The following is a 12,926-nucleotide window of genomic DNA, read 5'->3' as shown; positions in this document are numbered from 1 at the left end:
CTACGGAAAGCCGAAGAGTCTACCGCTCAAACGCGATAATTTACAGAGGCGCGACAGCTTAAGACGACAAAGCGACAGAATCTGTCGAGAGGGCGACGATGACCGGCAGGTCAGGAAGTCGCCGCAGTGTTGGCAGGCGTGCTGGCCTGAGGTGCCGGAGCAGTCGTCGGTGCCACCCGCGCCAGGTGCACGTTGACCCGACGGTTCTTGGCCCGATTGGCGGCATTGGTGTTCGGCACCAACGGATAACGTTCGCCATGGAAGCGCACGGTGATCTGCGATTCCTGGATGCCGTTGGCCTTGAAGAAGTCGACCACGGCCAGTGCGCGGCGACGCGACAGTTCGCGATTGGTCAGGCGATTGCCGCTGTTGTCGGAGTGGCCGTCGAGTTCGATGTGATTGACCGTCGGATCGGCCTTCATGTACTCGAGCATCACTTGCAGCTTGGCCTTGGCGGCGGCGTCCAGTTCAATGCCCTCGCCGGGGAAGCCGATCTGCGATTGTTTGACCTGATCGAAATTCTGCGGGAGCAGTTTCGCCACGCAGGTCTGATAGTCGTTGAACGCCTTGCTGAACTTGACCGGCAACAGGCGCACTTCCGACACCCGACCATCGCCCGATGCCCGGCGTACCACCGGGCTGCGACCGTCCATCAGCCCGCTGATCAGTTGCCCGGCCTGGGACTGAGAACTGTTGAACAGCACGTTGCCGCTGCCCAGTCGAACCGTGCCCAGGTTGATGTCGCCACGTCCCGGCTGCCACGGCGCCGCCGCCGCCAGCAAGGTTGCCGACCCGCCACCGAGCATGGCGTTGTAGGCGTTCAGGCGAAAGGTCGCCTGCTCGCCGGCCTTGCGCACGAATTGCCCCGAGCCGAAGTCGGTGATCGGCTGCGTCAGGCGGCACTCGAACTTGTCGCCCTCGACCGTCCACTCAATGTTCTCCAGACGGGTCTGGTAGGTCAGTGCCATCGCTGGAAGGCTGGCAAACACACTGAGCAAGGCTAAATATCGCTGGCGCACGGGAGGCTCCATTGGCTTCTACAACAAAAAAGACCGAGACATACATCTTTACGGCATACCTATGGGATATCGGACGCTCGTCGCAAAACTTGATAGCGAGTGCCTGCAAGAGTCTTTTCCGGTAGCATTCGCCTCAGTTTGACCCGCCTGGAATCCCCTCATGTCCGACCGCCTGACCCTGCTGCGTCCCGACGACTGGCACATTCATCTTCGCGATGGTGCCGTGTTGACCAATACCGTTGCGGATGTCGCGCGTACCTTTGGTCGCGCCATCATCATGCCCAACCTGGTACCTCCGGTGCGCAACGCCGCTGAAGCCGACGGCTATCGCCAGCGGATTCTCGCTGCCCGCCCGGCCGGCAGTCGTTTCGAGCCGCTGATGGTGCTGTACCTCACCGACCGCACCCAGCCCGAAGAAATCCGTGAGGCCAAGGCCAGCGGTTTCGTGCACGCCGCCAAGCTGTACCCGGCCGGCGCCACCACCAACTCCGATTCCGGGGTCACCAGCATCGACAAGATTTTCCCGGCGCTGGAAGCCATGGCCGAAGTCGGCATGCCGCTGTTGATCCACGGTGAAGTCACCCGTGGCGACGTCGACGTGTTCGACCGCGAAAAAATCTTCATCGACGAGCACATGCGCCGCGTGGTCGAGCGGTTCCCGACGCTGAAAGTGGTGTTCGAACACATCACCACCGGTGATGCCGTGCAGTTCGTCAACGAGGCTTCGGCCAACGTCGGCGCGACCATCACCGCGCATCACCTGCTCTACAACCGCAACCACATGCTGGTGGGCGGGATTCGGCCGCACTTCTACTGCCTGCCGATCCTCAAGCGCAACACGCACCAGGAAGCCCTGCTCGACGCCGCCACCAGTGGCAGCGCGAAGTTCTTCCTCGGTACCGACTCGGCGCCGCACGCCCAGCACGCCAAGGAAGCCGCCTGCGGCTGCGCCGGCTGCTACACCGCGTACGCCGCCATCGAGCTGTATGCCGAAGCCTTTGAACAGCGCAACGCGCTGGACAAGCTCGAAGCGTTCGCCAGCCTCAACGGCCCGCGTTTCTACGACCTGCCGGCGAACACCGATCGCATCACCCTGGTTCGTGACGAATGGACCGCCCCGACCAGCCTGCCTTTCGGCGAGCTGACCGTTATCCCGCTGCGCGCCGGTGAAAAACTGCGCTGGCGCCTGCTGGAGGAACACGCGTGAGTGAAGACCATTTCGACGACGAACTGGACGGTCAAGGTGGCGGCGGTTCGCGCCATCCAATGGCAGCACGCTTTCGCGGCTACCTGCCGGTTGTCGTCGACGTAGAAACCGGTGGCTTCAACTCGGCCACCGACGCTCTGCTGGAGATTGCCGCGACCACCATCGCCATGGATGAAAAGGGTTTTGTCTACCCGGATCACACTTACTTCTTCCGCGTCGAGCCGTTCGAAGGCGCCAACGTTGAAGCGGCGGCACTGGAGTTCACCGGGATCAAGCTCGATCACCCGTTGCGCATGGCCGTCAGCGAAGAGACGGCCCTGACCGACATCTTCCGTGGCGTGCGCAAGGCCTTGAAGGCCAACGGCTGCAAGCGGGCGATCCTGGTCGGCCACAACAGCAGCTTCGACCTGGGCTTCCTCAATGCTGCCGTCGCGCGGCTGGACATGAAGCGCAATCCGTTCCACCCGTTCTCCAGCTTCGACACCGCGACCCTCGCCGGTCTGGCTTACGGCCAAACCGTATTGGCCAAGGCCTGTCAGGCAGCCGACATCGACTTCGACGGCCGTGAAGCGCATTCGGCGCGTTACGACACCGAGAAGACGGCCGAGCTGTTCTGCGGCATCGTCAACCGCTGGAAACAGATGGGCGGCTGGGAAGACTTCGACGACTGATCCTCGTCGGGTTTCTTCCGAGCATGAAAAAACCGGCCACGTGGGCCGGTTTTTTTGTACCTCGACGTTGCGCCTTACAGGGCAGCAGCGTTCTCGGTCAGGTAAGCCGCAACGCCTTCTGGCGAAGCGTTCATGCCTTTGTCGCCTTTTTTCCAGTTGGCAGGGCAGACTTCGCCGTGCTCTTCGTGGAATTGCAGAGCGTCGACCAGACGGATCAGCTCTTCCATGTTACGGCCCAGCGGCAGGTCGTTGACGATCTGCGAGCGGACAACGCCTTTGTCGTCGATCAGGAACGCGCCACGGAAAGCCACGCCGCCTTCGGACTCAACGTCGTAGGCCTTGGCGATGTCGTGCTTCATGTCGGCAGCCATGGTGTATTTCACCTGACCGATGCCGCCATTGTTGACCGGGGTGTTGCGCCAGGCGTTGTGGGTGAAGTGCGAGTCGATCGACACGGCGATCACTTCTACGTTGCGTGCCTTGAAGTCGGCCATGCGGTTGTCCAGAGCGATCAGCTCGGACGGGCAGACGAAGGTGAAGTCCAGCGGGTAGAAGAACACCAGGCCGTATTTGCCTTTGATGGCCGAGGACAGGGTGAAGCTGTCAACGATCTCGCCATTGCCGAGTACGGCCGGGACGGTGAAGTCAGGGGCTTGTTTGCCTACGAGTACGCTCATTGATATCTCCTGGTGTAGAAACTTGAAGTTCAGGGTTCGGGCCAGCCTGCCACCCTCAGGCGACAGCCCTGTGACACGAACCCCCTTCGCAAGGGCCGACCATCATACACTGCGTTTTTCGACTGTCCTTAAAGGTTTTTCGCGAAATCCCGGCTGGCATCCGGCCATGTACCACCGTTCGTCAGTCACAGGCGTTGGCGCTGAAAACCACTGGGAAAGCACTTTGACAATCATTCTCGTTAACATTAAGATCCATCGCAATTGAGTCACAACCAGCGACGGTTCTCACTTATGTATGTTTGCCTCTGCACTGGCGTCACCGACGGACAGATCCGCGAAGCGATCTATGAAGGTTGCTGCAGCTATAAAGAAGTCCGTCAGGCCACCGGCGTAGCCAGCCAATGCGGCAAATGTGCGTGCCTGGCGAAGGAAGTGGTTCGCGAAACCCTGACCAAGCTGCAAACCGCCCAGGCTGCGATCCCCTACCCGGCAGAATTTACCGCCGCGTAATTATCCCGAATTCGAAGAACCGGACTTATGTCCGGTTTTTTTATGCCTGAAAATCAACTGCTTAGCGTCTAGACGCGGAACACAAACATTCTTATTCCGATTAATTTTCATTTATTATTCAATAACTTAGGTTTGACACTTATAAATACCAAGCTCAAACTCTGCCTTATATACCGCTACTTAGGGCAGGACTCCCATCATGAAAGGCGACGTAACAGTCATCCAGCATCTCAACAAGATCCTTGCCAATGAGCTGGTCGCGATCAATCAGTACTTCCTGCATGCGCGCATGTATGAAGATTGGGGCCTGAACAAGCTCGGCAAGCACGAGTACAAAGAATCCATCGACGAGATGAAGCACGCGGACAAGCTGATCAAGCGCATCCTGTTCCTCGAAGGCCTGCCGAACGTGCAGGACCTGGGCAAGCTGCACATCGGCGAGCACACCAAGGAAATGCTGGAGTGCGACCTGCGTATCGAGAAGACCGGCCATGCCGACCTGAAGGTCGCTATCGCCCACTGCGAATCCGTCGGTGACTTCGGCAGCCGCGAACTGCTCGAAGACATCCTTGAATCCGAGGAAGAACATATCGACTGGCTGGAAACCCAACTGGGCCTGATCGATAAAGTCGGTCTTGAGAACTATCTGCAATCGCAGATGGGCGAAGACGAGTAATTAGCCAGCGCTAAACTCGAGACACTAAAAAGCCCCGCCCTCTTTCGAGAGGCGGGGCTTTTTATTGCCCGGACTTCAGACTCGCCGAAATCCGTGCAGAAGCCAATCAGGCTTCGGACTTGGCCGCAGCAGCCTTGGCGGATGCTTCCTTGACCAGAGTCTGCAGCTCACCGTTGGCGAACATTTCAGCCATGATGTCGCTGCCGCCGACCAGTTCACCGCCAACCCACAGTTGCGGGAAAGTCGGCCAGTTGGCGTACTTCGGCAGATTGGCACGGATTTCCGGGTTCTGCAGGATGTCGACGTAGGCGAACTTCTCGCCACAGCCCATCACAGCCTGCGCAGCTTTCGCGGAGAAGCCACACTGCGGGGCATTCGGCGAGCCTTTCATGTAAAGCAGAATGGTGTTGTTGGCAATCTGCTCTTTAATCGTTTCGATGATATCCATGGAGCACCTCGGCTGAACTTTCCGACTCATGGGTCGGCACGGTGGCGCATTGTAACGGAATCCCGAGCGCGCTGCTCGGTCTCCCCGACAGACTTGCTCACGCCGCCGCCACCGTCACCGGCACGCCATTGAGCGCCGCGTTGCCTGACAACTCGTCGAGCTGGCATTCATCGGTCAGGTCATTGGCGCTCGAACCCGGCTGACCGCTGGCAATCGCCATCTGCACACCCGGCCGGGCATGGCCCCATCCGTGCGGCAGACTGACCACGCCCTTCATCATGTCCGCGCTGCCCAGCACTTCGACCTCAATCTGGCCGACACGCGAACTCACGCGCACAAGCTGACCATCACTGAGCCCGCGACTGGCGAGATCGTCCGGATTCATCAGCAACTGATGACGCGGCTTGCCCTTCACCAGTCGATGATAATTGTGCATCCACGAATTGTTGCTGCGCACATGACGGCGGCCGATCATCAACAGCTCATCGGCGGCGGGCGCCTGCAAAGCGGCGAAACGCGCCAGGTCAGCGAGGATTTCCGGCGGCGCTGCCTGAACTCGTTGATTGGCGCTCTTCAATCGCGATGTCAGGTTGGGTTTGAGCGCCCCAAGATCGACCCCGTGCGGATGATCGAACAGTGTTGCCAGCGACAACTTGTGCTCGGACGCATCGCCATACAAGCCCATGCGCAACCCCATATCGATCATCTTCGCCGGCGGCATCGTCGGTTTCAGCTCTTTACCGGTCTTCGCGGCAAAGGCCTTGGCCAGCCCGACGAAGATTTCCCAGTCGTGCAGCGCCCCTTCGGGTTTGGCGAGGATTGCCCGGTTGAACCGGGTGACGTTGCGCACCGCGAACAGGTTGAAGGTGGTGTCGTAGTGATCGTTTTCCAGCGCCGAGGTCGACGGCAGGATCAGGTCGGCATAGCGCGTGGTTTCGTTGATATACAGGTCGACGCTAACCATGAACTCCAGCCCGTCCAGCGCCTGCTCCAATTGCCGGCCGTTGGGCGTGGACAACACCGGATTGCCGGCCACGGTAATCAGCGCGCGAATCTGGCCCTCGCCTTCGGTGAGCATTTCTTCAGCCAGCGCCGAAACCGGCAACTCGCCGCCGTATTCAGGACGCCCGGACACGCGGCTCTGCCATTTGTTGAAGTGCCCGCCCGAAGTCGAGGCCACAAGATCCACCGCAGGCTCGGTGCACAGTGCACCACCGACGCGGTCGAGATTGCCGGTCACCAGATTGATCAACTGCACAACCCAATGACACAGCGTGCCGAAGGCTTGAGTGGAAACCCCCATCCGGCCGTAGCAAACGGCACTTGGTGCAGCGGCGAAGTCCCGGGCCAGCTGGCGGATCTGTTCGGCAGGAACCGCGCACAACGGGCTCATGGCTTCGGCAGTGAACCCCGCCACCGCCGTGCGAACCTCATCCAGACCGTCCACCGGCAAATGACTGTCAGACGTCAGTCCTTCGCTGAACAGCGTATTGAGCACACCAAACAACAACGCCGCATCGCCACCGGGACGCACGAACAAATGCTGATCGGCCATCGCCGCCGTCTCGCTGCGCCGTGGATCGACCACCACCACTTTGCCGCCTCGGGCCTGGATCGCCTTCAGACGCTTCTCGACATCCGGCACGGTCATGATGCTGCCGTTGGACGCCAGCGGATTACCGCCCAGGATCAACATGAAATCGGTGTGATCGATGTCCGGAATCGGCAGCAGCAGGCCGTGGCCGTACATCAGGTAGCTGGTCAGGTGATGGGGCAGTTGATCGACCGATGTCGCCGAATAGCGGTTGCGGGTTTTCAACAGGCCAAGGAAGTAATTGCTGTGGGTCATCAGCCCGTAGTTATGCACGCTGGGGTTGCCCTGATACACGGCGACCGCGTTCTGCCCATGACGCTCCTGAATCGCCGAGAGTTTTTCGGCGACCAGCTCGAACGCTTCGTCCCACTCGATGGGCAGCCATTCGCTGCCGACCCGGCGCATCGGCTGGCGCAGGCGATCCGGATCGTTCTGGATGTCTTGCAGCGCCACGGCCTTGGGGCAGATGTGCCCACGACTGAACGTGTCCATGGCATCGCCCTTGATCGAGGTGATCTGCACCTGGCCGTCGGTTTCAGTGGTTTCGATGGTCAAGCCGCAGATGGCTTCACACAGGTGGCAGGCACGGTGATGGAGAGTCTTGGTCATGGCCAGTCTCTGTCTTGTTCTGGGCAGGCAATCACACCTGCGGGAACAAAACTATGGCCCGCGACCCGGTGCAGCGCCAGCGACGTTCGTCTTGTGAATCGGCGGCCATCAGGCCCGCCGATAGACGCGTCAGTTCGCCGGAAGTTGGGGCGGTGCGGCCAGCTGGATTTCCTGGATGGTCTCGATCTGCTCGTGGGCGACGTGGACGCCGGTGAGTTCGCCGATCAGTCGCCAATGCTCGTCGAGCCCGGCGCTGATGGTCGCCATGCGGTCGATCATCTGTCGGCTGGCAGCCTTGACCACGTCATCATCGCTGCGCAGCAGTTCGAAAGACATCGAGGTCATCGAGGCGGTGAGGTGGGTCAATGAGCGTGCCGTGTGGCCCAGCAGTTCCATTAACAGTTTTTCTTTCGATTCCATGCGGAGGCTTCCTGCGTCGCTCGTGATTTATTTATAACCCAGCACTTTGCTTTAGCAAATGTTTCAACCTGCGCATCCGACCAAGCGAACCGGTGGCTCAACGGTCGCAAACCGACCAGAGCCGTGCTATCCCCGCCGCGCCTGATTGCCAAGGCCGGTGGGGCCAGTGTACAAATGCCTCGTTGCTCCCTCGAAAACTGACCGGAAATCACAGTGTTCGCACTGTTATCACCCCGGCGCACTTCTGCAAAAACCGTAGCCTATTGGAAAAACGCGACATTTAGTGTCAATATCGCGCCTTCCCCTATTTCGTCGCCCCCGTGCGGCTTACGCCGCAGGTCTCGCCCGTTGTTCCGATAAACAAGGCTTTGAGCATCTGCGGTTTGTAGCAAAAAGGTAGTCAATGATGAGCGCAAGGCACTTTCTCTCCCTGATGGATTGCACGCCCGAAGAGCTGGTCAGCGTGATCCGTCGAGGCGTTGAGCTCAAGGACCTGCGTAACCGCGGCGTACTGTTCGAGCCTCTGAAAAACCGCGTCCTGGGGATGATCTTCGAGAAATCCTCGACCCGTACCCGGATCTCCTTCGAGGCCGGCATGATCCAGCTCGGTGGCCAGGCGATCTTCCTGTCGCCGCGTGACACCCAGCTGGGCCGTGGCGAGCCGATCGGCGACTGCGCCATCGTCATGTCGAGCATGCTCGATGCGGTGATGATCCGTACCTTTGCCCACAGCACCCTGACCGAATTCGCTGCCAACTCCCGCGTGCCGGTGATCAACGGCCTGTCCGATGACCTGCATCCGTGCCAGTTGCTGGCCGACATGCAGACCTTCCTCGAACACCGCGGCTCGATCCAGGGCAAGACCGTGGCCTGGATCGGCGACGGCAACAACATGTGCAACAGCTATATAGAAGCGGCGATCCAGTTCGACTTCCAGTTGCGAGTGGCCTGCCCGGAAGGCTATGAGCCAAACCCTGAGTTCGTGGCCAAGGCCGGTGACCGCGTGACCATCGTCCGCGATCCGAAAGACGCCGTGCGCGGCGCGCATCTGGTGAGCACCGACGTCTGGACCTCCATGGGCCAGGAAGAGGAAACCGCCAAGCGCCTCAAACTGTTCGCGCCGTACCAGGTCACCCGTGCCCTGCTCGACCTCGCGGCCGAGGACGTGTTATTCCTGCACTGTCTGCCCGCCCACCGCGGCGAAGAAATCAGCCTCGACCTGCTTGACGACCCGCGCTCCGTCGCCTGGGATCAGGCAGAAAACCGTCTCCACGCACAGAAGGCCCTGCTCGAGTTCCTCGTCGAACCGGCATATCACCACGCATGAGCCATGAATTACTGCTGAACCTGCGCAACCTCGCTTGCGGTTATCAAGATCAACGTGTGGTGCAGAACCTCAATCTGCACCTCAACGCCGGCGACATCGGTTGCCTGCTCGGCTCCTCTGGCTGCGGCAAGACCACCACCCTGCGTGCGATTGCCGGTTTCGAACCGGTGCACGAAGGGGAAATCTCTCTCGGCGGTGAAGTGATCTCCAGCGCCGGTTTTACCCTCGCCCCGGAAAAACGCCGGATCGGCATGGTGTTCCAGGACTACGCGCTGTTCCCGCACCTGAGTGTCGCGGACAACATCGCCTTCGGCATCCGCAAGCACCCGAACAAAGAGCGCGTCACCGAAGAGCTGCTGGAACTGGTCAACCTGAAGAACCTCGGCAAACGCTTCCCCCACGAGTTGTCCGGTGGCCAGCAACAACGTGTCGCCCTCGCCCGCGCCCTGGCGCCGGAGCCGCAACTGCTGCTACTCGACGAGCCGTTCTCCAACCTCGATGGCGAGTTGCGCCGCAAGCTCAGCCACGAAGTGCGCGACATCCTCAAGGCTCGTGGCACCAGTGCGATTCTGGTGACTCACGACCAGGAAGAAGCCTTCGCCGTCAGCGATCACGTCGGCGTGTTCAAGGAAGGCCGGCTGGAGCAGTGGGACACGCCGTACAACCTCTATCACGAGCCGGCGACGCCGTTTGTGGCCAGCTTCATCGGTCAGGGTTACTTCATTCGCGGTCAGCTCGGCAGCCCGGAATCGGTGCAAACCGAACTCGGTGAGCTGCGCGGCAATCGTGCCTACACCTGGCCGATCGGTGGCGCGGTGGATGTGCTGCTGCGTCCGGACGACATCGTTTACGCGCCGGACAGTGCTTTGAAAGCGCGGATCGTCGGCAAGACCTTCCTCGGTGCATCGACCCTGTATCGCCTGCAACTGCCGACCGGCGCACAGCTGGAATCGATCTTCCCGAGCCATGCCGACCATCAGGTGGGTGCGGACGTCGGGATTCGGGTGGCAGCGGAACATCTGGTGCTGTTCCAGGCTTCCGGCAGCACCGCTGCGCAGATTCCGGCGGTGGAAAACGGCGTTCGCCGTTACAGCACCGCGCACTGATCTGCACACAAACAATGAGGGAGCCTGAGGGCTCCCTTATTTTTTGGCTTCAGCCCAGCATCAATGTGCCGCTGGCCACCAGCGTCGCATTCCCGCCGATCTTCACCCGCTCGCCTTCCAGACGACAGAACAGTTCACCGCCTCGCGCCGAACGCTGGCATGCGGTGAGGCTGGATTTGCCCAGACGTTTCGACCAGTAGGGAATCAGGCTGCAATGGGTCGAGCCGGTCACCGGGTCTTCATTGATGCCGATCGCCGGGGCGAAATAGCGCGAGACGAAGTCATGCTGATTGCCCCGGGCGGTGACGATCGCACCCAGCCAAGGCAGCTTGGCGAGGGCGACCATGTCCGGCTGGCAATCAAGCACCGCCTGCTCGGACTCCAGCACTACAAACAGCTCGTTGGAACTCAGGACATCCACCGCCTGAACATTCAGCGCCCGCTCGATCTCCACGGTGACGCCTTTCTCCACCGCTTCGATGGCCGGGAAATCCAGCCACAACCGGCCACCTTCGCGGCTGACGCTCAACGGCCCGGACTTGCAGGTGAAGTCCAGACGCTCGGCCGTTTCCTTATAGATCTCGAACAACACATAGGCACTGGCCAGGGTCGCGTGACCACACAGCGGCACCTCGGTGGTCGGCGTGAACCAGCGGATGTGCCACGCCTGCCCTTCGCGCACCAGAAACGCGGTTTCCGCCAGATTGTGCTCGGCGGCGATCTTCTGCATCAGTTCGTCCGCGAGCCACGCGTCGAGCCGATAGACCATTGCCGGATTGCCACTGAATGGCCGATCACTGAACGCATCGACCTGATGAAACTCGAGCTGCATAACCTTCTCCCTGTGTCAGTCGAACGAGCATGCAGCGCCGGCCGGATCAGCGCCAGTGACAGTGCCGGCCAATTTTCTTCATACAGACGTCAAGGGCGACCGATGTCGGCAAATTTCGCCTGGGTGTGCTCTGCCAATACCGCCGGCGCCAGCTCCACTTCCAGCCCGCGCCGACCGGCGCTGACATAAATGGTCGCAAAAGGCTGGGCCGAGTTATCGATGAAAGTACGCAGGCGTTTTTTCTGCCCCAGCGGGCTGATGCCGCCCAACAGGTAACCGGTGGAGCGTTGCGCGGCGGCCGGGTCGGCCATTTCGACTTTTTTCACACCAGCGGCGTGGGCAAGCCCCTTGAGGTCGAGACTTCCGACGACCGGCACCACCGCCACCAGCAACTCTCCCTTCTCACTGGCCGCCAGCAGCGTCTTGAACACCTGCGCCGGATCGAGCCCCAGTTTTTCCGCGGCCTCCAGACCATACGACGCGGCCTTCGGGTCATGTTCGTAACTGTGCACGCGATGTTCGGCACGAACTTTTTTCAACAAGTCCAACGCAGGGGTCATGGCAGCTCCGGGTTCGGCAGTGGCAAAAAAACCTGCGGCGGATTTTAGGCCATCGCTGTGCAAAAGGCTCTACCACGCGCCACGTTTCCCGGGGTTTGCAGGCCGATGACGTTCGTGCAGAACGGGTGACCCGCAGGATCATTCACGTGACTGATAGTTTATTTGTGACTGACGGTTCACTTTCGACCTTTGACAGGTTTGTTTCTTGTCTATATTTTTTCGAATCTGAATAATGTAAGAATTATCGTCATCGCAGCACCCAGCAGTAAACCGGGAACAGGATGGGGATCCTGCCTCGGCGAAAATCGCGCCTTGCCCTGTCGGCAACGCGCCAGACAACAACAAAAACCGAGGTTTTCAATGACAACTGCGTTACAGCAACCTTCGCTCTCGAGCCAGTGCCTGGCCGAGTTTCTGGGTACTGCACTCCTGATCTTTTTCGGTACCGGTTGTGTCGCCGCGCTCAAGGTCGCGGGCGCCAGCTTCGGTCTGTGGGAAATCAGCATCATCTGGGGCGTCGGCGTGAGCATGGCGATCTACCTCACCGCCGGCGTTTCCGGCGCGCACCTCAACCCTGCCGTCAGTATTGCCCTGAGCATTTTCGCCGACTTCGAAAAGCGCAAACTGCCGTTCTACATTCTGGCCCAGGTCGCCGGCGCCTTCTGCGGCGCGCTGTTGGTTTACACGCTGTACAGCAACCTGTTCTTCGATTTCGAACAAACTCACCATATGGTTCGCGGCACTGAAGCCAGCCTCGAACTGGCGTCGGTGTTCTCCACCTTCCCGAACCCTGCGCTGTCGACTGCCCAGGCTTTTCTGGTCGAGGTGATCATCACCGCGATCCTGATGGGCGTGATCATGTCCCTGACCGACGACAACAACGGCCTGCCGAAAGGCCCGCTGGCGCCGCTGCTGATCGGTCTGCTGATTGCCGTGATCGGCAGTTCGATGGGCCCGCTGACCGGTTTCGCGATGAACCCGGCCCGGGACTTCGGTCCGAAACTGATGACTTTCTTCGCCGGCTGGGGTGAAATTTCCTTCACCGGCGCACGTGAAATCCCGTACTTCCTGATTCCGATTTTTGCACCGATTGTCGGTGCCTGCCTCGGCGCTGCCGGGTATCGCGGGCTGATTGCCCGTCACCTGACCGGCGCCACACCTGCTACAAAGGATGCAGAACCGGCCATTGACGGCAAACCAAGAACTTCTTGAAACAGCCGGCGCGGGCTCCTGCCCTTATAGAGCCCGCGCCACGGCCCACTCTCCCTTA

The 12,926-nt window shown here is 60.2% G+C and carries 14 protein-coding genes; 7 read left to right on the top strand and 7 right to left on the bottom strand.

Annotated features, from left to right (window positions below):
- Positions 1–110: 110 nt before the first annotated feature.
- Positions 111–1,019 (bottom strand): flagellar protein MotY, encoded by a 909-nt coding sequence (locus tag PMI24_RS09430; protein ID WP_007953200.1) that lies wholly within the window; start codon positions 1,017–1,019, stop codon positions 111–113.
- A 160-nt stretch (positions 1,020–1,179) separates the two neighbouring features.
- Here PMI24_RS09430 and pyrC point away from each other — a divergent pair, with 160 nt between their 5' ends.
- Positions 1,180–2,226, top strand: a complete 1,047-nt coding sequence (gene pyrC / locus PMI24_RS09425; RefSeq protein ID WP_007953198.1) for a dihydroorotase — start codon at positions 1,180–1,182, stop codon at positions 2,224–2,226.
- Positions 2,223–2,897: a ribonuclease T gene (gene rnt / locus PMI24_RS09420; protein ID WP_007953196.1), complete on the top strand. Its 675-nt coding sequence runs from the start codon at positions 2,223–2,225 to the stop codon at positions 2,895–2,897. Before pyrC ends, rnt begins: the two co-directional genes overlap by 4 nt.
- Before the next feature lie 74 nt (positions 2,898–2,971).
- Here rnt and PMI24_RS09415 read toward each other — a convergent pair whose 3' ends face one another.
- Positions 2,972–3,574, bottom strand: coding sequence for a peroxiredoxin (locus tag PMI24_RS09415; RefSeq protein ID WP_007953195.1), 603 nt, complete (start codon positions 3,572–3,574; stop codon positions 2,972–2,974).
- A gap of 291 nt (positions 3,575–3,865) precedes the next feature.
- Here PMI24_RS09415 and PMI24_RS09410 point away from each other — a divergent pair, with 291 nt between their 5' ends.
- On the top strand, positions 3,866–4,084 hold the full coding sequence (locus PMI24_RS09410; protein WP_007953193.1) for a bacterioferritin-associated ferredoxin: 219 nt from the start codon (positions 3,866–3,868) through the stop codon (positions 4,082–4,084).
- Between the two features lie 199 nt (positions 4,085–4,283).
- A complete protein-coding gene (gene bfr, locus PMI24_RS09405; protein ID WP_007953192.1) occupies positions 4,284–4,760 on the top strand; it encodes a bacterioferritin in 477 nt (158 codons plus the stop codon).
- A 106-nt stretch (positions 4,761–4,866) separates the two neighbouring features.
- Here bfr and grxD read toward each other — a convergent pair whose 3' ends face one another.
- The 3 genes from grxD to PMI24_RS09390 form a co-directional block, all read right to left on the bottom strand.
- Positions 4,867–5,208, bottom strand: a complete 342-nt coding sequence (grxD, locus tag PMI24_RS09400) for a Grx4 family monothiol glutaredoxin (protein WP_003227729.1) — start codon at positions 5,206–5,208, stop codon at positions 4,867–4,869.
- Between the two features lie 97 nt (positions 5,209–5,305).
- Positions 5,306–7,411, bottom strand: coding sequence for a molybdopterin oxidoreductase family protein (locus PMI24_RS09395; RefSeq protein WP_007953191.1), 2,106 nt, complete (start codon positions 7,409–7,411; stop codon positions 5,306–5,308).
- Between the two features lie 129 nt (positions 7,412–7,540).
- Positions 7,541–7,831, bottom strand: a complete 291-nt coding sequence (locus PMI24_RS09390) for a hypothetical protein (RefSeq protein WP_007953190.1) — start codon at positions 7,829–7,831, stop codon at positions 7,541–7,543.
- A 406-nt stretch (positions 7,832–8,237) separates the two neighbouring features.
- On the opposite strand from PMI24_RS09390, the gene argF reads away from it, so the two are divergent.
- Together argF and PMI24_RS09380 are read left to right on the top strand one after the other, a co-directional pair.
- Positions 8,238–9,158 carry an ornithine carbamoyltransferase gene (gene argF, locus PMI24_RS09385; RefSeq protein ID WP_045121707.1) on the top strand — a complete coding sequence of 307 codons (921 nt, stop codon included), beginning with the start codon at positions 8,238–8,240 and terminating at the stop codon, positions 9,156–9,158.
- Positions 9,155–10,264: an ABC transporter ATP-binding protein gene (locus PMI24_RS09380; protein WP_007953187.1), complete on the top strand. Its 1,110-nt coding sequence runs from the start codon at positions 9,155–9,157 to the stop codon at positions 10,262–10,264. Before argF ends, PMI24_RS09380 begins: the two co-directional genes overlap by 4 nt.
- A 49-nt stretch (positions 10,265–10,313) precedes the next feature.
- On the opposite strand, the gene PMI24_RS09375 is transcribed toward PMI24_RS09380, so the two are convergent.
- Positions 10,314–11,096, bottom strand: a complete 783-nt coding sequence (locus tag PMI24_RS09375; protein WP_007953185.1) for a PhzF family phenazine biosynthesis protein — start codon at positions 11,094–11,096, stop codon at positions 10,314–10,316.
- An 89-nt stretch (positions 11,097–11,185) separates the two neighbouring features.
- Entirely contained in the window at positions 11,186–11,656 is a 471-nt protein-coding gene (gene ybaK / locus PMI24_RS09370) for a Cys-tRNA(Pro) deacylase (RefSeq protein ID WP_007953184.1), read from the bottom strand.
- A gap of 360 nt (positions 11,657–12,016) precedes the next feature.
- Between ybaK and PMI24_RS09365 the strand changes: the two genes are divergently transcribed.
- A complete protein-coding gene (locus PMI24_RS09365) occupies positions 12,017–12,868 on the top strand; it encodes an MIP/aquaporin family protein (RefSeq protein WP_007953183.1) in 852 nt (283 codons plus the stop codon).
- Positions 12,869–12,926 lie beyond the last annotated feature (58 nt).

This window comes from Pseudomonas sp. GM25, assembly GCF_000282255.1.
Taxonomy (GTDB): domain Bacteria; phylum Pseudomonadota; class Gammaproteobacteria; order Pseudomonadales; family Pseudomonadaceae; genus Aquipseudomonas; species Aquipseudomonas aphyarum.
This window is presented reverse-complemented; position numbering and strand designations above follow the sequence as displayed.